Source organism: Streptomyces griseiscabiei (genome assembly GCF_020010925.1).
GTDB classification, from domain to species: domain Bacteria; phylum Actinomycetota; class Actinomycetes; order Streptomycetales; family Streptomycetaceae; genus Streptomyces; species Streptomyces griseiscabiei.
Genome location: NZ_JAGJBZ010000002.1, coordinates 2,153,186 through 2,179,674 on the forward strand (window position 1 = coordinate 2,153,186; position 26,489 = coordinate 2,179,674).

At 70.9% G+C, this 26,489-nt stretch carries 23 protein-coding genes and 1 riboswitch; of the genes, 21 read left to right on the plus strand and 2 right to left on the minus strand.

Features of this window, described 5'->3' with window-relative positions; translation table 11 throughout:
- Nucleotides 1-139: 139 nt before the first annotated feature.
- Nucleotides 140-1,111, minus strand: a complete 972-nt coding sequence (gene galE, locus J8M51_RS26680; RefSeq protein ID WP_086753514.1) for a UDP-glucose 4-epimerase GalE — start codon at nucleotides 1,109-1,111, stop codon at nucleotides 140-142.
- Between the two features lie 404 nt (nucleotides 1,112-1,515).
- Between galE and J8M51_RS26685 the strand changes: the two genes are divergently transcribed.
- The 20 genes from J8M51_RS26685 to J8M51_RS26775 all read left to right on the plus strand — a co-directional run bounded on the left by J8M51_RS26685 (nucleotide 1,516) and on the right by J8M51_RS26775 (nucleotide 22,848).
- Nucleotides 1,516-3,351, plus strand: coding sequence for a DUF5941 domain-containing protein (locus J8M51_RS26685; protein WP_086753512.1), 1,836 nt, complete (start codon nucleotides 1,516-1,518; stop codon nucleotides 3,349-3,351).
- Complete coding sequence (locus tag J8M51_RS26690; RefSeq protein WP_086753510.1) at nucleotides 3,348-4,112, plus strand: phosphocholine cytidylyltransferase family protein; 765 nt, start codon at nucleotides 3,348-3,350, stop codon at nucleotides 4,110-4,112. The genes J8M51_RS26685 and J8M51_RS26690 overlap by 4 nt, the downstream gene beginning before the upstream one ends.
- Complete coding sequence (locus J8M51_RS26695; protein WP_086753508.1) at nucleotides 4,100-5,164, plus strand: iron-containing alcohol dehydrogenase family protein; 1,065 nt, start codon at nucleotides 4,100-4,102, stop codon at nucleotides 5,162-5,164. The genes J8M51_RS26690 and J8M51_RS26695 overlap by 13 nt, the downstream gene beginning before the upstream one ends.
- A gap of 28 nt (nucleotides 5,165-5,192) precedes the next feature.
- Nucleotides 5,193-5,921: a CDP-alcohol phosphatidyltransferase family protein gene (locus J8M51_RS26700; RefSeq protein ID WP_086753506.1), complete on the plus strand. Its 729-nt coding sequence runs from the start codon at nucleotides 5,193-5,195 to the stop codon at nucleotides 5,919-5,921.
- A complete protein-coding gene (locus J8M51_RS26705) occupies nucleotides 5,918-6,802 on the plus strand; it encodes a glycosyltransferase family 2 protein (RefSeq protein ID WP_086753504.1) in 885 nt (294 codons plus the stop codon). The genes J8M51_RS26700 and J8M51_RS26705 overlap by 4 nt, the downstream gene beginning before the upstream one ends.
- 95 nt (nucleotides 6,803-6,897) lie before the next feature.
- On the plus strand, nucleotides 6,898-7,827 hold the full coding sequence (locus J8M51_RS26710; RefSeq protein WP_086753502.1) for an ABC transporter permease: 930 nt from the start codon (nucleotides 6,898-6,900) through the stop codon (nucleotides 7,825-7,827).
- On the plus strand, nucleotides 7,820-8,596 hold the full coding sequence (locus J8M51_RS26715) for an ABC transporter ATP-binding protein (RefSeq protein WP_179202931.1): 777 nt from the start codon (nucleotides 7,820-7,822) through the stop codon (nucleotides 8,594-8,596). The genes J8M51_RS26710 and J8M51_RS26715 overlap by 8 nt, the downstream gene beginning before the upstream one ends.
- A gap of 430 nt (nucleotides 8,597-9,026) precedes the next feature.
- Entirely contained in the window at nucleotides 9,027-9,929 is a 903-nt protein-coding gene (hpnC, locus tag J8M51_RS26720) for a squalene synthase HpnC (protein ID WP_086753500.1), read from the plus strand.
- Entirely contained in the window at nucleotides 9,926-10,876 is a 951-nt protein-coding gene (gene hpnD, locus J8M51_RS26725; RefSeq protein ID WP_086753498.1) for a presqualene diphosphate synthase HpnD, read from the plus strand. The genes hpnC and hpnD overlap by 4 nt, the downstream gene beginning before the upstream one ends.
- Entirely contained in the window at nucleotides 10,876-11,016 is a 141-nt protein-coding gene (locus J8M51_RS46315) for a DUF6380 family protein (protein WP_368862289.1), read from the plus strand. Before hpnD ends, J8M51_RS46315 begins: the two co-directional genes overlap by 1 nt.
- Complete coding sequence (gene hpnE / locus J8M51_RS26730) at nucleotides 11,013-12,440, plus strand: hydroxysqualene dehydroxylase HpnE (RefSeq protein ID WP_086753496.1); 1,428 nt, start codon at nucleotides 11,013-11,015, stop codon at nucleotides 12,438-12,440. The genes J8M51_RS46315 and hpnE overlap by 4 nt, the downstream gene beginning before the upstream one ends.
- An 89-nt stretch (nucleotides 12,441-12,529) precedes the next feature.
- Nucleotides 12,530-13,582, plus strand: coding sequence for a polyprenyl synthetase family protein (locus J8M51_RS26735; protein ID WP_256964091.1), 1,053 nt, complete (start codon nucleotides 12,530-12,532; stop codon nucleotides 13,580-13,582).
- A gap of 137 nt (nucleotides 13,583-13,719) precedes the next feature.
- Nucleotides 13,720-15,711, plus strand: coding sequence for a squalene--hopene cyclase (gene shc, locus J8M51_RS26740; RefSeq protein ID WP_086753492.1), 1,992 nt, complete (start codon nucleotides 13,720-13,722; stop codon nucleotides 15,709-15,711).
- A complete protein-coding gene (locus J8M51_RS26745; protein WP_086753490.1) occupies nucleotides 15,711-16,355 on the plus strand; it encodes a phosphorylase family protein in 645 nt (214 codons plus the stop codon). The genes shc and J8M51_RS26745 overlap by 1 nt, the downstream gene beginning before the upstream one ends.
- Nucleotides 16,356-16,360: 5 nt before the next feature.
- Nucleotides 16,361-17,401: an adenosyl-hopene transferase HpnH gene (hpnH, locus tag J8M51_RS26750; RefSeq protein WP_086753488.1), complete on the plus strand. Its 1,041-nt coding sequence runs from the start codon at nucleotides 16,361-16,363 to the stop codon at nucleotides 17,399-17,401.
- 4 nt (nucleotides 17,402-17,405) lie between these two features.
- On the plus strand, nucleotides 17,406-18,563 hold the full coding sequence (gene ispG, locus J8M51_RS26755; RefSeq protein ID WP_086753534.1) for a flavodoxin-dependent (E)-4-hydroxy-3-methylbut-2-enyl-diphosphate synthase: 1,158 nt from the start codon (nucleotides 17,406-17,408) through the stop codon (nucleotides 18,561-18,563).
- Nucleotides 18,564-18,603: 40 nt separating this feature from the next.
- Complete coding sequence (gene dxs / locus J8M51_RS26760) at nucleotides 18,604-20,580, plus strand: 1-deoxy-D-xylulose-5-phosphate synthase (RefSeq protein ID WP_086753486.1); 1,977 nt, start codon at nucleotides 18,604-18,606, stop codon at nucleotides 20,578-20,580.
- Complete coding sequence (locus tag J8M51_RS26765) at nucleotides 20,581-21,999, plus strand: aspartate aminotransferase family protein (protein ID WP_086753484.1); 1,419 nt, start codon at nucleotides 20,581-20,583, stop codon at nucleotides 21,997-21,999.
- A 97-nt stretch (nucleotides 22,000-22,096) separates the two neighbouring features.
- Nucleotides 22,097-22,729, plus strand: coding sequence for a helix-turn-helix domain-containing protein (locus J8M51_RS26770; RefSeq protein WP_086753482.1), 633 nt, complete (start codon nucleotides 22,097-22,099; stop codon nucleotides 22,727-22,729).
- Nucleotides 22,726-22,848, plus strand: a complete 123-nt coding sequence (locus tag J8M51_RS26775; RefSeq protein ID WP_086753480.1) for a DUF6126 family protein — start codon at nucleotides 22,726-22,728, stop codon at nucleotides 22,846-22,848. Before J8M51_RS26770 ends, J8M51_RS26775 begins: the two co-directional genes overlap by 4 nt.
- Nucleotides 22,849-22,894: 46 nt before the next feature.
- On the opposite strand, the gene J8M51_RS26780 is transcribed toward J8M51_RS26775, so the two are convergent.
- Entirely contained in the window at nucleotides 22,895-23,692 is a 798-nt protein-coding gene (locus J8M51_RS26780) for a tyrosine-protein phosphatase (protein ID WP_086753478.1), read from the minus strand.
- A gap of 257 nt (nucleotides 23,693-23,949) precedes the next feature.
- Between J8M51_RS26780 and J8M51_RS26785 the strand changes: the two genes are divergently transcribed.
- Nucleotides 23,950-26,025: an alpha-galactosidase gene (locus J8M51_RS26785; protein ID WP_086753476.1), complete on the plus strand. Its 2,076-nt coding sequence runs from the start codon at nucleotides 23,950-23,952 to the stop codon at nucleotides 26,023-26,025.
- Nucleotides 26,026-26,327: 302 nt separating this feature from the next.
- Nucleotides 26,328-26,486: riboswitch (cyclic di-AMP (ydaO/yuaA leader) on the plus strand.
- The last annotated feature ends 3 nt before the right edge of the window (nucleotides 26,487-26,489 follow it).

Genomic DNA, 26,489 nt, shown 5'->3' on the forward strand with positions numbered 1-26,489 from the left:
GTTCGGCTCCGGATCACAGTGAACTACGGGTGGGGGGTATCCGGCAACGCGGCACTGAACACCGTTGTCATGTGCTCTGACCTGCGGAAACGATACGCAGGTCAGAGCGTTGCCGTGATCGTGGAGGGCCCGTCCGCGATCAGAGACCGCGGTGCTGCCGCCAGCCCGCCCAGGCCGACTCGACCATCTCGGGCACCCCGCGCCGGGCCGTCCAGCCGAGCTCCCGTTCGGCCAGCGCGGCCGAGGCGACCGCGCGCGGCGCGTCGCCGGGGCGGCGCGGCCCGACCAGCGCGGGACGGTGGTCCCCGGTCACCTCACCGATGAGGTCGACGAGTTCGCGGACCGAAACGCCTTCGCCGCGGCCGATGTTCACGGTCAGATCGCCTGTGGCCCCTCCACCGGTGAGCCGCCGGGCCGCCGCGAGATGGGCGTCGGCGAGATCGGCGACATGGATGTAGTCCCGGACACAGGTGCCGTCGGGGGTCGGGTAGTCGTCGCCGAAGATCCGCGGGGCCTCGTCGCGGGTGAGGCGGTCGAAGACCATCGGGATGACGTTGAAGACGCCGGTGTCCGCCAGCGACGGGTCGGCGGCGCCCGCCACGTTGAAGTAGCGCAGGCACACGGTCGCGATGCCGTGCGCCCGCCCGGCGGCCCGGACCAGCCACTCACCGGCGAGCTTGGTCTCGCCGTACGGGCTCATCGGGGCGCACGGGGTGTCCTCCGTGATGAGGTCCGCGTCCGGGTTGCCGTAGACGGCGGCGGAGGAGGAGAAGAGGAACCGCTCGACGCCGGCACCGGCCACCGCCTCCAGGAGGGTGGCGAGACCGCCGACGTTCTCCTGGTAGTAGCGGGTGGGCTGGGCCACGGACTCGCCCACCTGCTTACGTGCCGCGAGGTGGACCACACCGGTCACGGCGTGCTCGGTGAGGACGCGCTTGAGGAGGTCGCCGTCGAGGGCGGAGCCGTGGATCAGGGGAATGTCCTCGGGGAGGCGGCCGCGGACCCCTGCGGAGAGGTCGTCCAGTGCGACGACCTGTTCGCCTGCCCCGGTCATGACCTTCGCCACGTGTGCGCCGATGTAGCCCGCCCCGCCTGTGATCAGCCATGTCATGCGGTCAACCTTATGCGGGGGGTGTGTTGTGGCTGTTCGCCGTAGGGGGTGTGCAGGGTTCGCGGGCGCACGCGCGCCCATGGCCGGTCGCGCGGTTCCCCACGTCCCTCCGGGGGTGCGCAACCAGGCCTCTCACGGAGGAACGAGCCCGCGTTTTTGCCCGCCTATCTACCGATATCCGCACCGGAGTTTGTGGCACAACCCCCAAATCCCCGATGATGATCGCGGCGGAGGCGCGACGGCCTGAGCAGGTCCGGCTGATCGGGCCGTGAACGGGCGGTGAACGTCCGCTTCCCTTCATCCGATAACCTCTGCCGACACGCCGCCGGGCCCCAGGGCCCGTGCGCCCCCAGCACATTCACACGTCCGGCGCGGTCGCGTCGGCACCCAGGGAGTGAGTTCGTCTGTCGACCGCCATCCTCACCGGTCAGCCGGTGCCCGGGTCGTCGCTGGAGGGCGATCTGCGGTCGCTCGGCTTCGATGTGCGGACCGCCTCCGACGCCGGTGACACCGAGACGCTCCTGGCGACGGTGCCCGCCGACCAGCGGGTCGCGATCGTCGACGCCCGCTTCGTGGGCCATGTGCACGCGCTCCGCCTGGGCCTCACCGACCCCCGCTTCGAGGCCGCGGCCCTCCCGGGCGCGGTCACCGTGCGGCCCGCCGCCCGTCAGGCGCTGACCCGGGCGCTGGCCCGCGAGGGCGCGGCAGCCGGCGGCACCACGGCCGTCGCCGTCGACAGCGTCGCCGACCGGATCGTCGCCACCCTCGACACCGACGGCGTCCCCCTGTACCGGCCCGAGCTGGGCACCCTGGTCGCCACCGTCCCCGCGGACCCGCAGGCCCGCAACGAGGCCCGCCAGGCGGTCGCCGCCGTCGACGACGAGGCCGTACGGCTGCGCACGGCGGTCAAGTCCCGCGACGGCTTCTTCACGACGTACTTCATCAGCCCGTACTCCCGCTACATCGCCCGCTGGTGCGCCCGCCGGGGCCTGACCCCGAACCAGGTCACCACGGCCTCGCTGATCACCGCGCTGATCGCGGCGGGCTGCGCGGCCACCGGCACACGCGGCGGGTTCGTCGCGGCCGGGCTGCTGCTGATCTTCTCCTTCGTCCTCGACTGCACCGACGGCCAGCTGGCCCGCTACTCGCTGCAGTACTCGACGCTGGGCGCCTGGCTCGACGCCACCTTCGACCGAGCCAAGGAGTACGCCTACTACGCGGGCCTCGCGCTCGGCGCCGCCCGGGGCGGGGACGACGTCTGGGCCCTCGCCCTCGGCGCGATGGTCCTGCAGACCTGCCGCCATGTCGTCGACTTCTCCTTCAACGAGGCGAACCACGACGCCACCGCCAACACCAGCCCCACCGCCGCCCTCTCCGGCAAGCTCGACAGCGTCGGCTGGACGGTCTGGGTCCGCCGCATGATCGTCCTGCCGATCGGTGAACGCTGGGCCATGATCGCCGTCCTCACCGCTCTCACCACACCCCGCATCACCTTCTACGCGCTGCTCATCGGCTGCGCCTTCGCCGCGACCTACACCACGGCGGGCCGCGTGCTGCGCTCGCTGACGCGCAAGGCCCGGCGCACGGACCGGGCGGCGCGGGCGCTCGTGGACCTCACCGACTCGGGCCCGCTCGCCGAGCTCGCGGCCCGTCCCCTGCGCCGCTTCGGCGGCAAGGCGGACGAGTCGATGGGCGGGTCGCTCTCGCGGCTGTCCGGCGCGGCGGGCGCCGTCGTGCTCCTGCTCTTCTGGACCTGGGCCGAGCCCTACGGCAGTTGGCTGCCCGTCGCCTTCGCGGTGATCTACGTCCTCAACGCGGGCGCCGCCCTCACGCGGCCCCTCAAGGGCCCCCTCGACTGGCTGATCCCTCCGCTGTTCCGCGCCGCCGAGTACGGCACCGTCCTGCTCCTCGCCGCCAAGGCCGAGGTGAACGGCGCCCTCCCTGCGGCTTTCGGGCTGGTGGCGGCCGTCGCCTACCATCACTACGACACGGTGTACCGCATCCGCGGCGACGCCGACGCGCCACCGCGGTGGCTGGTGCGGGCGATCGGCGGTCATGACGGCAGGACCCTGCTGGTCACCGTCCTCGCCGCGCTGCTCGCGCCCACAGAGTTCACAGTCGCGCTCACGGCTCTCGCCGTGGCCGTGGCGCTGCTGGTGCTTCTCGAGAGCATCCGCTTCTGGGTGACCGCTCACAAGACCGGCGCACCCGCCGTACACGATGAAGGAGAACCCGCATGATCGGCCTCGTGCTGGCGGCCGGCGCCGGACGGCGTCTTCGCCCCTACACCGACACCCTCCCCAAGGCACTCGTGCCGGTCGGGCCCGAAGGGTCCGTGGAAGGAGACGCGGAGCACCTCACGGTTCTCGACCTCACCCTCGGCAACTTCGCCGAGATCGGTCTGACCGAGGTCGCGATCATCGTCGGCTACCGCAAGGAGGCCGTGTACGAGCGCCGCGAGGCGCTGGAGCAGAAGTACGGCGTCAAGATCACCCTGATCGACAACGACAAGGCCGAGGAGTGGAACAACGCCTACTCCCTGTGGTGCGGCCGTGACTCCATCAAGCACTCGGTGATCCTCGCCAACGGCGACACCGTGCACCCGGTCTCCGTCGAGAAGACCCTGCTCGCCGCCCGCGGCGACGGCAAGAAGATCATCCTCGCCCTCGACACGGTGAAGTCCCTCGCCGACGAGGAGATGAAGGTCGTCGTCGGCCCCGAGGGCGGCATGACCAAGATCACCAAGCTGATGGACCCCGCCGAGGCGACCGGTGAGTACATCGGCGTCACCCTCATCGAGGGCGAGGCCGCCGACGAGCTGGCCGACGCCCTGAAGACGGTCTTCGAGACGGACCCGCAGCAGTTCTACGAGCACGGCTACCAGGAGCTCGTGAACCGCGGCTTCCGTATCGACGTCGCGCCCATCGGTGACGTCAAGTGGGTCGAGATCGACAACCACGACGACCTCGCCAAGGGACGTGAGATCGCGTGCCAGTACTGACGAGGCTCATCCCCTCGCCGGTCGTCGTGGACATCCGTCCCGGCGCGCTCGATGACCTGGCGACGATCCTGTCGGACCAGCGCATCGCGCCGTCGGGCCGGCTGGCCTTCGCGATCAGCTCGCGCTCCGGCGCCGCGCTGCGCGACCGGTTCGCCCCCGCGCTGCCGGAGGCGGACTGGTTCTGCGACGCCGACGGCACCATCGACGGGGCGGTACGGCTCGCCGACTCGATCAAGAAGGGCGGTCACTACGACGCCGTGGTCGGGCTCGGCGGCGGCAAGGTCATCGACTGCGCCAAGTACGCGGCCGCCCGCGTCGGCCTGCCGCTGGTCGCCGTGGCCACCAACCTCGCCAACGACGGTCTGTGCTCCCCGGTCGCCACCCTCGACAACGACGCGGGCCGTGGCTCCTACGGGGTGCCGAACCCGATCGGCATCGTCATCGACCTGGACGTCATCCGCGAGGCCCCGGTGCGCTTCGTGCGGGCCGGCATCGGCGATGTGATCTGCAAGATCTCCGCCGTGGCCGACTGGGAGCTGTCCAGCCGCGAGACCGGCGAGAAGGTCGACGGACTGGCCGCCGCCATGGCCCGGCAGGCCGCCGAGGCCGTGCTGCGCCACCCCGGCGGCGTCGGCGACGACGACTTCCTGACCACGCTCTCCGAGTCCCTGGTGCTCTGCGGGATCTCCATGTCCGTGGCCGGTGACAGCCGTCCCGCCTCGGGCGCCTGCCACGAGATCAGCCACGCGTTCGACCTGTCGTTCCCCAAGCGGAACGCCCTGCACGGCGAACAGTGCGGTCTCGGCGGCGCGTTCGCCACCTTCCTGCGGGGCCACCACGAGATCGCGGGCCAGATGACCGAGGTGCTGCGCCACCACGGCCTCCCCGTCCTCCCGGACGAGATCGGCTTCACGGTCGACGAGTTCGTCCAGGTCGTGGAGTTCGCCCCGCAGACCCGGCCGGGCCGCTACACCATCCTGGAACACCTCGAACTGAGCACCGAACAGATCAAGGACGCCTACGCCGACTATGCCAAAGCCATCAGTAGCTGAACTCCGGCCGGTCGTTCACCCCCCGGGTGTGAAGGACCGCCGGAGCGGTGAGCACTGGGCCGGCCGGCTCTACATGCGCGAGATCTCGCTGCGGATAGACCGGCACCTGGTGAACACCCGGGTCTCGCCCAACCAGCTGACCTACCTGATGACCGTCTTCGGCGTCCTCGCCGCCCCGGCGCTGCTGGTGCCGGGCATCCCGGGCGCCGTCCTCGGTGTGCTGATGGTCCAGCTGTATCTGCTGTTCGACTGCGTCGACGGCGAGATCGCCCGCTGGCGCAAGCAGTACTCGATGACCGGCGTCTACGTCGACCGGGTCGGCGCCTACCTGTGCGACGCCGCCGTCCTCGTCGGCTTCGGGCTGCGCGCCGCCGACCTGTGGGGCACCGGCCGGATCGACTGGCTGTGGGCCTTCCTCGGCACCCTCGCCGCGCTCGGCGCCATCCTGATCAAGGCCGAGACGGACCTCGTCGGGGTCGCCCGGCACCAGACGGGCAAGCCGCCGGTCCAGGAGTCGGCCGCCGAGCCGCGCTCCTCCGGCATGGCGCTGGCCCGCAAGGCCGCCGCCGCCCTGAAGTTCCACCGGCTGATCCTCGGCGTCGAGGCCTCCCTGCTGATCCTGGTCTTCGCGGTGCTGGACCAGATGCGGGGCGACCTCTTCTTCTCCCGGCTCGGCGTCGCCGTCCTCGCCGGCATCGCGCTGCTCCAGACACTGCTGCACCTGGTGTCGATCCTGGCCTCCAGCAGGCTGAAGTGAGCGCCTCCATGAAGGTCGGCGCGGTGATCATCACCATGGGCAACCGCCCCGACGAACTCCGCGCCCTCCTCGACTCGGTCGCCAAGCAGGAGGGCGACCGGGTCGAGGCGGTCGTCGTCGGCAACGGCTCGCCCGTCCCGGACGTCCCCGAGGGCGTACGGACGGTCGAGCTGCCCGAGAACCTGGGCATCCCCGGTGGCCGCAACATAGGCATCGAGGCGTTCGGGCCCAGCGGCCGGGACGTCGACGTCCTGCTCTTCCTCGACGACGACGGCCTGCTCGCGCACCACGACACCGCCGAACTCTGCCGCCGTGCCTTCGACGCCGACCCGAAGCTCGGCATCGTCAGCTTCCGGATCGCCGACCCGGAGACCGGGGAGACCCAGCGGCGCCATGTGCCCCGGCTGCGGGCCGCCGACCCGATGCGCTCCTCCCGGGTCACCACCTTCCTCGGCGGCGCCAACGCCGTACGCACCCAGGTCTTCGCCGAAGTCGGCGCGCTGCCCGACGAGTTCTTCTACGCGCACGAGGAGACCGACCTCGCCTGGCGGGCCCTCGACGCGGGCTGGATGATCGACTACCGGTCCGACATGGTGCTTCACCACCCGACGACGGCGCCCTCCCGGCACGCGGTCTACCACCGCATGGTCGCCCGCAACCGCGTCTGGCTCGCGCGCCGCAACCTCCCGGCCCCGCTCGTCCCGGTCTACCTGGGCGTCTGGCTGCTGCTGACGCTGCTCCGCAAGCCCTCCGGACCTGCCCTGAAGGCCTGGTTCGGCGGCTTCAAGGAGGGCTGGACGAGCGCCTGCGGCCCCCGCCGGCCCATGAAGTGGCGTACGGTGTGGCGGCTGACCCGACTGGGCCGACCGCCCGTCATCTGACAAGCTCGAAATCTGAGAGCATTCGGCCGTACCCGGTCCAGGTTTCCGCCTCGGCCCGACCAGGCTGCGCACTTTGAGGACGAAAGTTTCCATTTGTGAGTGAGACAACGCATGACGGCAGGGTTGTGGTGAGCGACCGTCCGTCGCCCGACGACGGGCTCTCCGCGACGGAACTGGCCGCCAAGTACGGGCTCGCCGTGAGCGGCGCCCGGCCCGGACTCGCCGAGTACGTCCGCCAGATGTGGGGGCGGCGGCACTTCATCCTCGCCTTCTCCCAGGCGAAGCTCACCGCGCAGTACAGCCAGGCCAAGCTCGGCCAGCTGTGGCAGGTGGCCACCCCGCTGCTCAACGCGCTGGTGTACTTCCTGATCTTCGGCCTGATCCTGGGCGCCGACCGCGGCATGCCCCGCGAGGTGTACATCCCGTTCCTGGTCACGGGTGTGTTCGTGTTCACCTTCACCCAGAGCTCGGTGATGGCGGGCGTCCGCGCGATCTCCGGCAACCTCGGCCTGGTGCGCGCCCTGCACTTCCCGCGCGCCTCGCTGCCGATCTCCTTCGCGCTCCAGCAGCTCCAGCAGCTGCTGTTCTCGATGATCGTGCTGTTCTGTGTGGCGGTCGGCTTCGGCAGCTACCCGAAGCTGTCCTGGCTGCTGATCGTCCCCGTGCTCGCGCTGCAGTTCCTCTTCAACACCGGCCTCGCGCTGATCATGGCCCGTATGGGGTCCAAGACCCCGGACCTCGCGCAGCTGATGCCGTTCGTGATGCGGACCTGGATGTACGCCTCCGGCGTCATGTTCTCCATCCCGGTGATGCTGGAGGACCACCCCAAGTGGATCGCCGACGTCCTCCAGTGGAACCCGGCCGCGATCTACATGGACCTGATGCGCTTCGCGCTGATCGACGGCTACGGCTCGGAGAACCTGCCCCCGCACGTGTGGGCGGTCGCCGGCGGCTGGGCCCTGCTGATCGCGCTCGGCGGTTTCGTGTACTTCTGGAAGGCGGAGGAGAGGTACGGCCGTGGCTGAGTCACACATCCCCACCGTCATCGCGGACGAACTGCACATCGTCTACCGCGTCAACGGCGCCAAGACCGGCAAGGGCAGCGCCACCGCCGCCCTCAGCCGCATACTCAAGAGGGGCTCCGACGACGCGGCGCGGGGCGTGCGCAAGGTGCACGCCGTCAAGGGCGTCTCCTTCACCGCCTACCGAGGCGAGGCCATCGGCCTCATCGGCTCCAACGGCTCCGGCAAGTCGACCCTGCTGCGCGCCATCGCCGGTCTGCTCCCGGCGGAGAAGGGCAAGGTCTTCACCGACGGCCAGCCCTCGCTGCTCGGCGTCAACGCGGCCCTGATGAACGACCTCACGGGCGAACGGAACGTCATATTGGGCGGGCTCGCGATGGGCATGTCCCGCGAGCAGATCAGGGAGCGCTACCAGCAGATCGTCGACTTCTCCGGCATCAACGAGAAGGGCGACTTCATCACCCTCCCGATGCGCACCTACTCCTCCGGTATGGCCGCCCGCCTGCGTTTCTCCATCGCGGCGGCCAAGGACCACGACGTGCTGATGATCGACGAGGCCCTCGCCACCGGTGACCGCTCCTTCCAGAAGCGCTCCGAGGCCCGCATCCGCGAGCTGCGCAAGGAGGCCGGCACGGTCTTCCTGGTCAGCCACAACAACAAGTCCATCCGCGACACCTGCGACCGCGTCCTGTGGCTCGAACGCGGCGAACTGCGCATGGACGGCGCGACGGACGAGGTCCTGAAGGAGTACGAGAAGTTCACGGGGAAGTAGCCCGTACCGCCCGGGCCCCGTCGGAACTGATCCGGCGGGGCCCGGCGTCTGCAAGGGGTAACCGGGATCCCGGTACAGGCACGGGGGCCGGGAGCGGCGTCCGCAAAGGAAACGCCAACTTCGGCAAGGATGCGTCAACTCCGGCCACCCATAGGAATCTTGGGGGCAATCGGTGCGTTCTTGTGATGTGCAGGACACCCCCACGGAGCATGGTGCGTTGTACAACGTAAGCTGTACCGGTGCCGAATCGCGGCAAGTGGGTCCATAATGCGCGACACCCGGCATCAGCCGCAGACGCCGCCCACTGGGCGGCGTGTCCGAAATAGTGCGTATTGGGTCGGCAGTGTAGAACGGGAGATGTGACGGCCATGGCTACGGAGACTCCCCAGCTCAAGCACGCTTCTGCCGTTCCCGCGCCGGGTGACGAGCGGTGACCGAAACCGGGACGGCGCGCACCGGGGACCCGGAGCGCGACACCCTCGACAAGGCCGGGGCTGAGAACTTTCCCGTCGCTCCGTTCTTCCTGCCGAGGGCCTGGCGCGACGACCTCATGGCGGTCTACGGATTCGCCCGCCTCGTCGACGACATCGGCGACGGCGATCTCGCCCCCGGCGGCGCCGACGCCCGCCTCCTGGGCGTCTCCCCGCAGGACGCCGACGACCGGCTCCTCCTGCTCGACGCCTTCGAGGCCGACCTCGGCAGGGTCTTCGACGGCACCCCGGGCCACCCGCTGCTGCTCCGCCTCCAGCGCACCGTCCGCGACCGCGCCCTCACCCCCGGGCCGTTCCTCGCCCTGATCGCCGCCAACCGCCAGGACCAGCTGGTCAAGCGGTACGAGACCTACGACGACCTGCTCGCGTACTGCGCGCTGTCCGCCAACCCGGTCGGCCACCTGGTCCTCGCCGTCACCGGCACCACCACCCCCGAGCGGGTCCGGCACTCCGACGCGATCTGTACGGCGCTGCAGATCGTCGAGCACCTCCAGGACGTCGCCGAGGACCTGGGCCGCGACCGGATCTACCTGCCCGCCGCGGACATGAAGCGCTTCCACGTCCAGGAGGCCGATCTCGCCGCCCCCACCGCGGGCGCCTCGGTGCGCGCACTGATCGCGTACGAGGCGGAGCGCGCCCGGAACCTGCTGACCGACGGAACCCCCCTCGTGGGGAGCGTCCACGGCAGACTGCGGCTGCTCCTCGCGGGGTTCGTGGCGGGCGGCCGGGCGGCCGTCCACGCGATCACCGCCGCCGAATTCGACGTACTTCCCGGCCCGCCCAAGCCCGGCAAGCTCCGGCTGCTGCGCGAGGTGGGCGCGACCCTGCGAGGAGAGGGGTGATCCGGACCGTGGAGTCGGAACCACACGCGTCCGCGCCGGTACTCGCCGCCTACAGCTACTGCGAGGCCGTCACCGGACAGCAGGCCCGTAACTTCGCCTACGGCATCAGGCTGCTGCCGACGCCCAAGCGCCGCGCGATGTCCGCGCTGTACGCCTTCTCCCGGCGCGTCGACGACATCGGCGACGGCGCGCTCGCGGTCGAGGTCAAGGCGGCCCGGCTGGAGGAGACCAGGGCCCTGCTCACCCGGGTCCGGGACCGCTCCGTCGACGAGGACGACACCGACCCGGTCGCCGTCGCCCTCGCCCACGCCGCGACCGCCTTCCCGATCCCGCTCGACGCCCTCGACGAACTCATCGACGGCGTCCTCATGGACGTACGCGGCGAGCACTACGAGACCTGGGACGACCTCAAGGTCTACTGCCGCTGTGTCGCCGGCGCCATCGGCCGGCTCTCCCTCGGTGTCTTCGGCACGGAACCAGGGGCGCGCGGCGCGGAGCGCGCCCCGGAGTACGCCGACACCCTCGGGCTCGCGCTCCAACTGACCAACATCCTCCGCGACGTCCGGGAGGACGCGGAGGGCGGGCGGACCTATCTGCCCGCCGACGACCTCGCCAAGTTCGGCTGCTCCGCGGGGTTCGCCGGGCCGCTCCCGCCCGCCGACTCCGACTTCGCGGGTCTGGTGCACTTCGAGGTGCGCCGGGCCCGCGCCCTCTTCGCCGAGGGCTACGGGCTGCTGCCCATGCTCGACCGCCGCAGCGGCGCCTGTGTCGCCGCCATGGCCGGCATCTACCGGCGCCTCCTCGACCGTATCGAGCGCGAGCCGGAGGCCGTGCTGCGCGGCCGGGTCTCGCTGCCCGGCCGGGAGAAGGCCTACGTCGCCGTACGCGGGCTCTCCGGTCTGGACGCCCGCCATGTCTCGCGCCGTACCGTCAGGAGGCGCGTCTGATGGACAATCCGGGCCAAGGTGACTCCATCGGGGAGAAGTGGTACGCAACCCTCCGCGACAACCGGGCGTCCCTGACTTCGACGGTCTGCCGCGAACCGCTCCGGTACCCCGGCGGACCGGCAGGGGAGGGTGCACGATGACCGACGGCGCACAGTCCGAGGGACTGTCCGACACGAACCGTACGGGCCGGCCCCGGAGCACGGCCGTGGTGGTCGGCGGGGGGCTGGCCGGCATCACCGCCGCGCTCTCGCTCGCCGACGCCGGTGTGGACGTCACCCTCCTGGAAGGCCGGCCCCGGCTCGGCGGACTCGCCTTCTCCTTCCAGCGCGGCGACCTGACCGTCGACAACGGACAGCACGTCTACATGCGGTGCTGCACCGCCTACCGCTGGTTCCTCGACCGCGTCGACGGAGCCGCGCTCGCGCCCTTGCAGGATCGTCTCGACGTGCCGGTCCTCGACGCCGACGGTCCGCCCGGGCGACGGCTCGGCAGACTGCGGCGCGACGCGGTGCCGGTCCCCCTGCATCTGGGGCGCAGCCTCGCCACGTACACCCATCTCTCGCTCGCCGAGCGCGCCGGGGTCGGTCGGGCCGCGCTGGCGCTCAAGGCACTCGACCTCGCCGATCCGGCGCTGGACGAACGGGACTTCGGCGACTGGCTGGCCGCGCACGGTCAGTCGGCGCGGGCGATCGAGGCACTGTGGGACCTCGTTGGGGTCGCCACCCTCAACGCGGTGGCCCGGGACGCCTCGCTCGGGCTCGCCGCGATGGTGTTCAAGACGGGACTCCTGTCCGAGCCGGGCGCCGCGGACATCGGCTGGGCCCGTGTCCCGCTGGGCGAACTGCACGACCGGCTCGCCCGCAAGGCCCTCGACTCGGCGGGCGTCCGTACGGTGCTGCGTACCCGTGTCACCTCCGTCTCCCGTGGCGAGAAGGGGAGTTGGCGGGTCGAGGTGCCCGGCGAGAGCCTCGACGCCGACGCGGTCGTCCTCGCCGTACCGCAGCGCGAGACGTACGACCTGCTGCCCGAGCGCGCGCTCGACTCGCCCGGACGGCTGCTGGAGATCGGCACCGCGCCGATCCTCAACGTCCATGTGGTGTACGACCGGAAGGTGCTGAGCAAGCCGTTCTTCGCGGCGCTCGGCTCCCCGGTGCAGTGGGTCTTCGACCGGACCGAGGCGTCCGGGCTGCGCTCGGGCCAGTATCTGGCGCTGTCGCAGTCCGCCGCGCAGGACGAGATCGACACGCCCGTCGCGGAGCTGCGCGAGCGGTATCTGCCCGAGCTGGAACGGCTGCTGCCCGGCACGCGCGGCGCCGAGGTGAAGGACTTCTTCGTGACCCGGGAGCGCACCGCCACGTTCGCTCCCACCCCCGGCGTCGCACGGCTCAGGCCCGGCGCCCGCACCAAGGCCCCCGGCCTGTACCTGGCCGGAGCGTGGACCGCCACCGGGTGGCCCGCGACCATGGAGAGTGCGGTCCGCAGCGGCATCGGCGCGGCGGACGCCGCCCTCGCCGCGCTGGGCCGCCCCCGCGAACACCTCTTCCGCTTTGAGGAGGCGGCGTGACGCTCGAAGCGCACCGGACCGGATCCCGCACTCTCGGTACCACGAACACATCGACATCTGGAGAGACTGTGCCCACTGTGCCCCCGGCCGTGACGGCCGCCGCGAGGACCGCGGTGGACGTCACCGCGCTCCTGGAGCGCGGGCGGACCCTGGCCACGCCCGTGCTGCGGGCGGCCGTCGAACGGCTGGCGCCCCCCATGGACACCGTCGCCGCCTACCACTTCGGCTGGATCGACGCCCATGGCAAGCCCGCGGACGGCGACGGCGGCAAGGCCGTCCGACCCGCGCTCGCCGTCATGTCCGCCGAGGTCACCGGCGCCGCACCCGAGACCGGCATCCCCGGCGCGGTCGCCGTGGAACTGGTGCACAACTTCTCGCTGCTGCACGACGACCTCATGGACGGCGACGAACAGCGCCGCCACCGCGACACCGTCTGGAAGGTCCACGGCCCCGCCCAGGCCATCCTCGTCGGCGACGCCCTGATGGTCCTCGCCAACGAGATCCTCCTCGAACTGGGCACCGCCGAGGCGGCCCGCGCCACCCGCCGCGTCACCACGGCCACCCGCGCGCTCATCGACGGCCAGGCCCAGGACATCTCCTACGAGCACCGCGAGCGGGTCACCGTCGAGGAGTGCCTGGAGATGGAGGGCAACAAGACCGGCGCCCTGCTCGCCTGCGCCTGCTCCATCGGCGCCGTCCTCGGCGGCGCGGACGACCACACCGCCGACACGCTGGAGAAGTACGGCTACCACCTGGGCCTCGCCTTCCAGGCCGTCGACGACCTGCTCGGCATCTGGGGCGACCCGGTCGCCACCGGCAAGCAGACCTGGAGCGATCTGCGGCAGCGCAAGAAGTCCCTGCCGGTCGTGGCCGCGCTCGCGGCGGGCGGCGCCGCCTCCGAGGAACTCGGTGAGCTGCTGGCCGCCGACGCCAAGAGCAACGACTTCGAGAACTTCTCCGAGGAGGAGTTCGCCGCGCGTGCCGCCCTCATCGAGCGGGCCGGCGGCCGGGAGTGGACCACCGAGGAGGCCCGCCGCCAGCACACGATCGCCATCGAGGCACTGGACTCCATCCGGATGCCCGAGCGGGTGCGCGAGGAGTTCGCGGCGCTCGCCGACTTCGTCGTCGTACGGAAGAGATGACCGCCATCACCCAGGAGCCGACCGTCATCGGTCGAATAGCCCTCGCGTAGTCGCCGGCCGGTGCTCGTCACCGGACACGCACCGGCCGACGGCTGACCCACCGCAGAGAGATCCGTCCACTGCACGAAGGGGAAGCCATGACAGCGACGACCGACGGAAGCACCGGGGCCCTGCCGCCCCGCGCCCCCTCGGCCAGCGACACCGACCACGACACCCCGCCGGCGGACGTCCGGGGCGCCGCCGCGGACGCCGTACGGCGTGGCACCGACTTCCTCCTCTCCCGGCAGGACGCCCAGGGCTGGTGGAAGGGCGACCTGGAGACCAACGTCACCATGGACGCCGAGGATCTGCTGCTCCGTCAGTTCCTGGGCATCCGCGACGAGAGGACCACCCGGGCCGCCGCGCTGTTCATCAGGGGCGAGCAGCGCCCGGACGGGACCTGGGCCACCTTCTACGGCGGCCCGTCCGACCTCTCCGCCACCGTCGAGGCGTATGTCGCGCTGCGGCTGGCCGGGGACGATCCCCAAGAGCCCCACATGGCGCGGGCGTCCGCGTGGATCCGGGAGCGTGGCGGGATCGCCGCGGCCCGGGTCTTCACCCGGATCTGGCTGGCGCTGTTCGGCTGGTGGAAGTGGGACGACCTGCCGGAGATGCCACCGGAGATCGTCTGGTTCCCGAAGTGGATGCCGCTCAACATCTACGACTTCGGCTGCTGGGCCCGGCAGACGATCGTGCCGCTGACCGTCGTCTCCGCGAAGCGCCCGGTGCGGCCCGCCCCGTTCCCGCTGGACGAGCTGCACACCGACCCCGGGCGGCCCAATCCGCCCAGACCCCTTGATCCGCTGGGCAGTTGGGAAGGCGCCTTCCAGCGGCTCGACAAGCTGCTGCACGGCTACCACAAGGTGGCGCTGAAGCGGCTGCGCAGGGCGGCGATGAACAGCGCGGCCCGCTGGATCGTCGAGCGACAGGAGAACGACGGCTGCTGGGGCGGCATCCAGCCCCCCGCCGTGTACTCGATCATCGCGCTGCATCTCCTCGGCTACGACCTCCAGCACCCGGTGATGCGGGCCGGGTTGGAGTCCCTCGACCGGTTCGCCGTGTGGCGCGAGGACGGCGCCCGGATGATCGAGGCCTGCCAGTCCCCGGTCTGGGACACCTGCCTCGCCGTCATCGCGCTCGCCGACGCGGGCGTGCCCGCCGGTCATCCCCAACTCGTCAAGGCCGCCGACTGGATGCTCGGCGAGGAGATCGTCCGCCCCGGAGACTGGTCGGTGAAGCGGCCCCGACTCCAGCCGGGCGGCTGGGCGTTCGAGTTCCACAACGACAACTACCCCGACATCGACGACACCGCCGAGGTCGTCCTCGCACTGCGCCGGGTCGAACACCCCGACCCCGAGCGGGTGGAGCGAGCCGTACGGCGCGGGGTGCGCTGGACCGTCGGCATGCAGTCCAGGAACGGGGCGTGGGGCGCCTTCGACGTCGACAACACCAGTCCGTTCCCCAACCGGCTGCCGTTCTGCGACTTCGGCGAGGTCATCGACCCGCCGTCCGCGGACGTCACCGCGCACGTGGTGGAGATGCTCGCGGTCGAGGGGCTGTCCCACGATCCCCGCACCCGGCGCGGCATCGAGTACCTGCTCGCCGAACAGGAGCCGAACGGCGCCTGGTTCGGGCGCTGGGGCGTCAACTACGTCTACGGCACCGGGTCGGTGGTCCCCGCGCTGGTGACCGCCGGGCTGCCCGCCGCCCATCCCGCGATCCGCCGGGCCGTGGCCTGGCTGGAGACCGTGCAGAACGACGACGGCGGCTGGGGCGAGGACCTGCGCTCCTACCCCGACCCCGCCGAATGGGGCGGCAAGGGCGCCTCCACCGCCTCCCAGACCGCGTGGGCGCTGCTCGCCCTGCTGGCGGCGGGCGAACGGGACACCAAGGCCACCGAACGCGGCATCGAATGGCTGGCCCGGACCCAGCGCGCGGACGGCTCCTGGGACGAGCCCTACTTCACCGGCACCGGCTTCCCCTGGGACTTCTCGATCAACTACCACCTCTACCGGCAGGTCTTCCCGCTCACCGCGCTGGGCCGGTACGTCCACGGCGAGCCGCCCGTCCTGACGGCACGGGGACACTGATGGACACGCCCGCCGCCCCGGCCCCGCTGCTGATCGCCTGCGCGCTCGGCATCGAGCAGCTAGCCCTGCGCAGCGGCGACCGGGGCGGCACCGGGGGCCCGGTCACCGTGGTGCGCACCGGGATGGGGCCGCGGGCCGCCGAGCGGTCCGTCACCCGGCTGCTCACCGACCCGGAGCTGCGGGACGCGGCGGTCCTGGCCACCGGGTTCTGCGCCGGACTCGCGCCCGGGATGCACCCCGGTGACGTGGTGGTGGCCGAGGAGACATGGGGGCCGGGAGGCGCTGTGACGTCCTGTGTGTCCACCAGACGTCTGGTCGAAGAGCTGGAGCGCGCCGTACCCGGCCGTACGGTCCACACCGGCCCGCTCACCGGATCCGACCACGTCGTCCGGGGGCAGGAACGGGCCGGCCTGTTCGCGACCGGCGCGATCGCGGTCGACATGGAGTCCGCCGTCACGCTCCACTGCGCCGTGCGATCGGGCGCACGCCCGGTTGCGGCCGTCCGGGTGGTCGTGGACGCTCCAGAACATGAACTGGTCCGGATCGGCACGGTACGCGGTGGAATATCAGCCTTCCGCGTCCTTCGTGCCGTCCTTCCCGCTTACTACGAATGGCACCGTTCCTTGCTGCTCCCCTGGAGGTGAGCCAGATGGCCATGCCGCTCCGCCAGTCCATCAAGGTGGCGACCTATCTCGCCGAACAGAAGCTCCGCAAGCGGGACAAGTTCCCGCTGATCGTCGAGTTGGAACCGCTCTACGCCTGCAATCTGAAGTGCGAGGGCTGCGGCAAGATCCAGCACCCGGCGGGCGTGCTCAAACAGCGCATGCCGGTGGCGCAGGCCGTGGGCGCCGTCCTGGAGTCCGGCGCGCCGATGGTGTCCATCGCCGGCGGCGAGCCCCTGATGCACCCGCAGATCGACGAGATCGTCCGACAGCTGGTGGCGAAACGGAAGTACGTCTTCCTCTGCACCAACGCCCTGCTGATGCGCAAGAAGATGGAGAAGTTCAAGCCCTCGCCGTACTTCGCGTTCGCCGTGCACATCGACGGGCTGCGTGAGCGGCACGACGAGTCCGTGGCGAAGGAGGGGGTGTTCGACGAGGCCGTGGCCGCCATCAAGGAGGCCAAGAAGCGCGGCTTCCGGGTCACCACCAACTCGACCTTCTTCAACACCGACACCCCGCAGACCATCATCGAGGTCCTCAACTTCCTGAATGACGACCTCCAGGTCGACGAGATGATGATCTCGCCCGCCTACGCCTACGAGAAGGCGCCCGACCAGGAGCACTTCCTCGGAGTCGAGCAGACCCGCGAACTGTTCAAGAAGGCCTTCGCCGGGGGCAACCGGCGGCGCTGGCGGCTCAACCACTCGCCCCTGTTCCTCGACTTCCTGGAGGGCCGGGTCGACTTCCCGTGCACGGCGTGGGCCATTCCCAACTACTCGCTCTTCGGCTGGCAGCGGCCCTGCTATCTGATGAGCGACGGGTACGTCACCACGTACCGGGAGCTGATCGAGGACACCGACTGGAACGCGTACGGCCGGGGCAAGGACCCGCGCTGCGCCAACTGCATGGCGCACTGCGGCTACGAACCGACCGCCGTCCTCGCCACCATGGGATCGCTGAAGGAGTCCCTGCGCGCCCTGCGCGAGACCGTGTCCGGGAACCAGGCGAACCACGGGAACCAGGGGTGATGTGATGACCGCCGTATCGCTGGGCGTCCCCGAGCTGCCCGCCCGACCGATCGCGGAGCGCCGTCACTCACGGCGTATCCACGTCGGCGCGGTGGCCGTGGGGGGCGGGGCCCCGGTGTCGGTGCAGTCGATGACGACGACCCGGACGTCGGACGTCGGCGCCACCCTGCAGCAGATCGCCGAACTCACCGCCTCCGGCTGCCAGATCGTCCGCGTCGCCTGCCCCACGCAGGACGACGCGGACGCCCTCGCCACCATCGCCCGCAAGTCGCAGATCCCGGTGATCGCGGACATCCACTTCCAGCCGAAGTACGTGTTCGCGGCGATCGAGGCGGGGTGCGCCGGGGTACGGGTGAACCCCGGCAACATCAAGCAGTTCGACGACAAGGTCAAGGAGATCGCGCGGGCGGCGAAGGACCACGGGACCCCGATCCGGATCGGGGTCAACGCGGGCTCGCTCGACCGGCGGCTGCTGCAGAAGTACGGCAAGGCCACGCCCGAGGCGCTGGTGGAGTCCGCGCTGTGGGAGTCCTCGCTGTTCGAGGAGCACGACTTCCGGGACATCAAGATCTCGGTCAAGCACAACGACCCGGTCGTGATGATCGAGGCCTACCGGCAGCTCGCCGCCCGGTGCGACTACCCGCTGCACCTGGGTGTGACCGAGGCCGGTCCCGCCTTCCAGGGGACCATCAAGTCCGCCGTGGCCTTCGGGGCGCTGCTCAGCGAGGGGATCGGCGACACGATCCGGGTCTCGCTGAGCGCCCCGCCGGTCGAGGAGATCAAGGTCGGCATCCAGATCCTGGAGTCGCTGAACCTGCGGCAGCGGCGGCTGGAGATCGTCTCCTGCCCCTCGTGCGGGCGGGCGCAGGTCGATGTGTACCGGCTCGCGGACGAGGTCAGCGCCGGTCTGGAGGGCATGGAGGTGCCGTTGCGGGTGGCCGTCATGGGCTGCGTCGTCAACGGGCCCGGGGAGGCGCGGGAGGCGGACCTGGGGGTCGCCTCCGGCAACGGGAAGGGGCAGATCTTCGTGAAGGGCGAGGTCATCAAGACCGTGCCCGAGTCGAAGATCGTGGAGACCCTCATCGAGGAGGCGATGAAGATCGCCGAGCGGATGGAACGGGACGGCGTCGCGTCGGGGGAACCGGCGGTCACCGTGAGCTGACAACACGGGCTGAGAAGCACGGATCGAGAGGGGGCCCGACGTGACGATTCTGGAGAGCATCCGGCAACCGCGCGACCTGAAGGCGCTGACCGAGGCGGAACTCGGTGAACTGGCCGAAGAAATCCGGGAGTTCCTGGTGCACGCGGTCGCCAGGACCGGTGGTCACCTGGGACCCAACCTGGGGGTGGTGGAACTGACCGTCGCCCTCCACCGGGTCTTCGAGTCACCCGTCGACCGCATCGTCTGGGACACCGGGCACCAGAGCTATGTGCACAAGCTGCTGACCGGACGGCAGGACTTCTCCAAACTGCGCGGCAAGGGCGGCCTGTCCGGCTATCCCTCGCGCGAGGAGTCCGAGCACGACATCGTCGAGAACAGCCACGCCTCCACGGCCCTCGGCTGGGCGGACGGCCTCGCCAAGGCCCGGCAGGTGCAGGGGGAGAAGGGCCATGTCGTCGCGGTCATCGGCGACGGCGCCCTGACCGGCGGTATGGCCTGGGAGGCCCTCAACAACATCGCGGCGGCCAAGGACCGGCCGCTGATCATCGTCGTCAACGACAACGAACGCTCCTACTCGCCCACCATCGGCGGCCTCGCCAACCACCTCGCGACCCTGCGGACCACCGACGGCTACGAGCAGTTCCTCGCCTGGGGCAAGGACGTCCTGCTGCGCACCCCGATCGTCGGCAAGGAGGTCTACGAGGCGCTGCACGGGGCGAAGAAGGGCTTCAAGGACGCCTTCGCACCCCAGGGGATGTTCGAGGACCTGGGGCTCAAGTACGTGGGTCCGATCGACGGACACGACATCAAGGCCGTCGAGTCCGCGCTGCGCCGCGCCAAGCGCTTCCACGGGCCCGTCCTCGTGCACTGCCTGACGCAGAAGGGGCGGGGGTACGAGCCGGCGCTCGCCAACGAGGAGGACCACTTCCACACCGTCGGTGTGATGGACCCGCTGACCTGCGAGCCGCTCACCCCCGCCGGCGGACCGTCCTGGACGTCGGTCTTCGGCGACGAGATCGTCCGGATCGGCGACGAGCGCGAGGACGTCGTGGCGATCACGGCGGCCATGCTGCACCCCGTCGGGCTCGGCAGGTTCGCGGAGAAGTTCCCCGACCGGGTGTGGGACGTCGGCATCGCCGAGCAGCACGCGGCGGTCTCGGCGGCCGGGCTCGCGACGGGCGGGCTGCATCCGGTGGTGGCGGTCTACGCGACCTTCCTCAACCGGGCCTTCGACCAGCTGCTGATGGATGTGGCGCTGCACCGGTGCGGGGTCACCTTCGTCCTGGACCGGGCCGGAGTGACCGGCGTCGACGGCGCCTCGCACAACGGCATGTGGGACCTGTCCGTCCTCCAGGTCGTGCCGGGGCTGCGGATCGCCGCGCCGCGCGACGCCGAGCAGTTGCGGACGCAGCTGCGGGAGGCGGTCGCCGTGGACGACGCCCCGACACTGATCCGCTTCCCGAAGGAGTCCGTGGGGCCGGAGATCCCGGCCCTGGACCGGGTGGGCGGCATGGACGTCCTGCACCGTTCCCCGACCGCGAAGGCCCCGGACGGCCCGTCGGTGCTGCTGGTCGCCGTCGGTGTGATGGCGTCCGTGTGCCTCCAGGCCGCGGAGCTGCTGGAGAGCCGGGGCATCGGCTGCACCGTCGTCGACCCCCGCTGGGTCAAACCGGTCGACCCGGCGCTGCCCTGGCTCGCCGACGAACACCGGCTGGTGGCCGTCGTGGAGGACAACAGCCGCGCGGCCGGGGTCGGTTCGGCGGTCGCCCTCGCGCTGGGGGACGCCGAGGTCGACGTGCCCGTACGGCGGTTCGGCATCCCGGAGCAGTTCCTCGCGCATGCCAAGCGCGGGGAGGTGCTGGCCGACATAGGGCTGACGCCGGTCGAGATCGCCGGGCGGATCAGCGCCTCACTGGCCGCCCGGGACGACTTCGCCAAGGGCGACCCGAAGGGGGAATCGAAGGAGGAATCGAAGGGGGACCCGTCCCAGGCCGAGCCCGCCGAGGAGAAACCGTAGATGACCACCGTGGAACCCGCCGTCGGCGCCGGGGAGACCGGGGAGTTCGACCTCGGCAGACTCCTGGCCGAGCGCGGCGCCGAGCGCTATGAGCTCCATGCCCGGCACCTCAACCACCAACTCCCGCGCATGCTGCACACCATCGGCTTCGACAAGGTCTACGAGCGGGCCGAGGGCGCGTACTTCTGGGACGCGGACGGCAACGACTACCTGGACATGCTCGCCGGGTTCGGGGTGATGGGGCTCGGCCGCCACCACCCCGTGGTCCGCAAGGCGCTGCACGACGTGCTCGACGCCCAGCTCGCCGACCTCACCCGCTTCGACTGCCAGCCGCTGCCCGGACTGCTCGCCGAGAAGCTGCTCGCCCACAGTCCGCACCTGGACCGGGTGTTCTTCGGCAACAGCGGGACCGAGGCCGTCGAGACCGCCCTGAAGTTCGCCCGGTACGCCACCGGCCGACCGCGCGTCCTCTACTGCGACCACGCCTTCCACGGGCTCACCACCGGCTCGCTCTCGGTGAACGGGGAGGACGGCTTCCGGGACGGCTTCGCCCCGCTGCTGCCCGACACGGCCGTACCGCTCGGTGATCTCGAAGCCCTGGCACAGGAGTTGAAGAAGGGAGATGTCGCCGCCCTGGTCGTCGAGCCCATCCAGGGCAAGGGTGTGCACGAGGCGCCGCCCGGCTATCTGCGCGCCGCCCAGGAACTGCTGCACCGGCACAAGGCGCTGCTGATCGTCGACGAGGTGCAGACCGGCCTCGGGCGGACCGGGGACTTCTACGCCTACCAGCACGAGGACGGCGTGGAGCCGGACCTCGTCTGTGTGGCGAAGGCGCTCTCCGGCGGCTATGTCCCGGTCGGCGCGACCCTCGGCAAGGAGTGGATCTTCAAGAAGGTCTACTCGTCCATGGACCGCGTCCTCGTCCACTCGGCGAGCTTCGGCTCCAACGCCCAGGCCATGGCCGCCGGGCTCGCCGTCCTCGCGGTCATGGAGCGGGAACGGACCGTGGCCGGGGCGCGGGCCACGGGGGAACTGCTGAAGAGCCGGCTCACGGCGCTCATCGACAAGTACGAGCTGCTCAGCGACGTACGCGGCCGGGGGCTGATGATCGGCATCGAGTTCGGCCGCCCCAAGTCACTGAAGCTGCGCGGCCGTTGGACGATGCTCCAGGCGGCCCGCAAAGGGCTCTTCGCACAGATGGTGGTCGTACCGCTGCTGCAACGCCACCGCATCCTCACCCAGGTCTCCGGGGACCATCTGGAGGTGATCAAGCTGATCCCGCCGCTGGTCGTCGGGGAGCGGGAGGTGGACCGGTTCGTGGCGGCCTTCACCGAGGTGATGGACGACGCGCACAGCGGGGGCGGACTGATGTGGGACTTCGGGAAGACGCTGGTGAAGCAGGCGGTCGCCCACCGTTAGCGGCCTCCACGACCGCGCGGGCACGGGACGGCTTCGCCGGCTTTGCCTCTGAGGCAAGAAATTTGCCGCAGAGGCAAAGCTCCGGCTGAATGGGGTCATGACCCCCTCCGAGGGTACGCACCCTTCCGAGCCTCCGGCGGACCAGGCCCTGCCCGCCGTCGCCCCGCAGCTGCGGGCCCTGCGCCGCCGGGCCGCCCTCACCCTGGAGGCCGCGGCCCGCGCCGCCGCGCTCTCGCCCGCCCACCTCTCCCGGCTGGAGACCGGGCAGCGCCAGCCCTCGCTGCCGATGCTGCTCGCGCTGGCCCGTGTCTACGGCACGACCGTCTCGGAGCTGCTCGGCGAGACCGTCGCCGAGCGGGACGCCGTACTGCGCGCGCCCGACATGGAACCCACCCGGGCCGGCGGCTGGACCTACTGGCAGGCGGGCGCGTCCGGGCGCGGGATGCAGGCGCTGCGGGTCCATGTGCCGCACGGCTCGCAGGGCGACATCGTGCGGGTGCACCCCGGTGAGGAGTGGCTCTACGTCCTCAAGGGGCGGCTGCGGCTGCGCCTCGGGGACACCGCGCATCTGCTGGCGCCCGGGGACAGCGCGCACTTCGACTCGCTGACCCCGCACCGCATCGCCGCCGCCGATCACGACGGCGCCGATCTCCTGTTCGTCCACACCCTGCTGCAGAGCCCGGCCGCCGCGCTGTGCCTCGGGCCGATCACCCCCGGAGAGACCCCATGACCGACCTGGAAGAGAAGTTCCCCCGCGCCCTGTGGGTACGGCTCATCATCTACATCGCGGTCGGCCATGTCTTCGCGGCCTTCATCTATCTGCTGTTCGAGCTGGGAGCCAAGCAGTAGCGGAGCGGTGGCCGAGCGGGGGAGCGGCGGCGGGTCGGCCGCCGGGTCAGTCGAGGAGGCGCTCGCGCAGACGCTCCCGGGTCTGCGGGGTGACCTTCAGGCCCTGCTCCAGATAGGTGTCCACGTCGCCCCAGGTCTCGTCGACGGTGTCGAAGGCCGCCTGCAGGTACTCGGCGCGGGCGTCGAAGAGCGGGCTCAGCAGCTCCATGACCTCGGGGGAGTAGGCGCTCGCGGCGCTGCTGGTGCGGTGCACCTTGTAGCGGCGGTGCTTGGCGTTCGACTCCAGATAGTCGGCGACGATCGCCTCGCGCTCCACGCCCAGGGCCAGAAGGGTCACCGCGACGGAGAGGCCCGCGCGGTCCTTGCCCGCCGCGCAGTGCATCAGCGCGGGCACGCTGTCCTCGGCCAGCGCGTGCAGCACCCGGGAGTGCTCGGCCGTGCGGTCCTTGATGATCCGCCGGTAGGAGGCGATCATCCGGCCCGCCCCCTTGCCGTCGTCCAGCAGCTCCCGCAGCTGGTCCAGGTCGCCGTCGCGGACCATCTTCCAGAACTCGGCGCCGTCCGCCGGGTCGCTCAGCGGCAGGTTCACATTGAGGACGCCGGGCAGCCCGACGTCCGGGCCCTCCAGCTTCTGGTCGGCCGCGTTGCGGAAGTCGAAGACCGTGTGCAGGCCCAGCGAGGCCAGGAACGCCGCGTCCTCGTCGGTCGCGTGTGCCAGGTGGCCGCTGCGGAACAGCACTCCGTGACGCACCCGGCGGCCGTCCACGGTCGGCAGACCGCCCACGTCCCGGAAATTACGCACTCCGGTCAGCTCGGGCTCGGTCGACGGGATCTGCTGCGTCACGGGGGCTCCCTCCCATCCGGCCGCCGGCGCCGGGCGCCGACGGGCACGCACTCGGCACCGAGGCGCGCCCTCGACGATACGACATGGGTGCGTACGCCAATGAGTTGTCCACAGGGGGATGCGAGAGGCCCGGAGCGGTTGTCCACAGGCGGCTCGGCCGACGCGGCGGCGGTTGTCCACAGGCGCCGCCGCGCGTCCGCGACGACCTGCGATGATGTTGAAGCCCGATCGCACCTGTTCGAATCTGTGGGGGCTTGATGTTGGAAATCGGCGCAGACGGCCGGACGTGGCTTCTCACCGGGCCCAGGAGCAGTTATGCCCTGCGGCTCACGGAGGACGACGAGCTGCTGCACCTGCACTGGGGTCCCCGGATCGCGCTCGCCGACGCCGAGGAGCTGGCCGCCCGGCAGCAGCTGGCGTACTGGCCGTTCGAGGCCCCGGTCGACGGTCACGAGGAGTATCCCGTCGAGGGCGGCCCCCGCTTCACCCGTCCCGCGCTCTCCGTGCGCACGGACGAGCGGCGCGGCACCGAGTGGACCTTCCGGGGGCACGAGGCCGACGGCGACGAGCTGCGGCTGCGGTTCGGTGACGACGGACTCGGGATCACCCTGCACTACCGGATGCGCGACGACGTGGTCGAGCGCTGGGTGACCCTGGCCAACGACGGGCCGGCGGTGGAGCTGCTGCGGGCCGACTCGGCGACCTGGACGCTGCCGCCGCGCGCGGAGGAGTCCTGGCGCCTCTCCCAGCTGCACGGGCGGTGGGCGGCCGAGTCCCGGCTCGTGCGCGGCGACCTCACCTACGGCGAGAAGGTCATCGGCAGCCGGCGCGGCCACACCGGGCACCAGCACCTGCCCTGGGTCGCCCTGGACACCGACGCCACCGAGGAACGCGGCGAGGTCTACGGCTGCGCCCTCGGCTGGTCGGGGTCCTGGCGGATCGCCGTCGCCCAACTCCCGGACGCCCGTGTGCAGATCACCGGCGGCGCCGGTTACGACGAGTCCGGGCTGCTGAGGCTGGAGACGGGGGAGACGTTCACCACGCCCGTCTTCGCCGGCCTGTGGAGCGACGGCGGCTTCGGCGGGGCCAGCCGCGCCTGGCACGCCTACCAGCGGGCGTACGTCATCCCGGACGCGGAGCAGGACCGGCCGGTGCTCTTCAACTCCTGGGAGGCCACCGAGTTCGACATCTCGGAGGACCAGCAGGGGACGCTGGCGCGGGCGGCGGCGGCCATCGGGGTCGTGCTGTTCGTGGTGGACGACGGCTGGTTCGGGGCGCGGACCAGCGACCGGGCCGGGCTCGGCGACTGGGCGCCCAATCCGGACCGCTTCCCGAAGGGGCTGAAGCCGCTCGCCGACTATGTGCACGCCCTCGGGATGCAGTTCGGTATCTGGGTCGAGCCGGAAATGGTCAACCCGGACAGCGAGCTGTACCGGGCACACCCCGAATGGGCACAGTTCCAACCGGGACGAAAGCGGACGGAGCTGCGTAATCAGCTCGTTCTCAACCTCGCCCGCGAGGATGTTCAGGAATACCTCTGGGAGCGGCTCGACGCGCTGCTGTCCAGCGCGCCGATCGACTACGTGAAATGGGACTTCAATCGCTGCTTCACCGATGCCGGCTGGCCCGGAGAGCCGTATCCGCAGAAGCTGTGGGTCGAGCATGTGCGTGCCTTCTACGCGCTGCTGGACCGGCTGCGGGCCGCGCACCCGGGGGTGGCGTTCGAGTCGTGCTCGGGCGGCGGCGGCCGGATCGACCTCGGGGTCATGGCGCGGACCGACCAGGTGTGGACCTCCGACAACACCGACCCGCTGGACCGGCTCGCCATCCAGCACGGCTTCAGCCAGGTCCACCCGGCGCGGGCCATGGCCGCCTGGGTCACGGACAGCCCGAACAACCAGCTCAACGGCCGGGTCAGCTCGCTGCGGTTCCGCTTCGTCAGTGCCATGGCCGGGGTGCTCGGGGTCGGCGGCGACCTCACCCGGTGGTCCGAGGAGGAGCTGGCCGAGGCGCGCGGCTGGGTCGGGCTGTACAAGGAGATCCGGCCGGTCGTGCAGCGCGGCGACCTCTACCGGCTGCGGCCCCCGGCGGGCGGGCTGAGCGCCGTGGAGTACGTCCACGGGGACGAGGTCGTCATCCTCGCCTGGCTCCAGGCCCAGCACTACGGCGAGCCGCTCGCCCCGCTCCGGCTGCGTGGACTCGACCCGGAGGGCACGTACGAATGCCGCGAAACGGGCGAAGTGTACCGAGGGGCGGTGCTGTTGCATCACGGGTTGCGGACGGGACTGCGGGGCGACTTCGATGCGGCAGTTATCCGCCTGCGTCGCACTTGAGTGAACTGTCCGAAATGCAGCTGTAATTCCAACAAGCCCTGGAATAAAGCCTACTGGGTCGTAGGTGCGTGAGCAGCGTCATATTCGTGACGTTCCGTTGCCGCCATGTCCACGTAATCCGGGCGGATTTCCAGGGTGGTTGGAAAAGGGCCAGGATCGGTGATTTACGGAGCGTGATCGTGAATTGATGTAAGGATCAGGGAGGAAGACGCACAGGAAGTCCCAATGGTTGTCTCTGTGGGCACAAGTCGCTTACGTTCGGCGTCAATCCGGACGGACGCCCAATCCTGCCGCCGACCGGAGCCGCGTACCGACCCGATCCACGGCAGGAGCGGGGGACCCACAGGAATCACCGCCTGTTCCGGTCTCCGGAACGGCTAGGGGTAAAGCCGTGCGCAAGCACGGCCGGACATCTCCAGTCCGCACCCGACAGCTCACCTCGCAGGCGCCGGAGAGGAATTCGC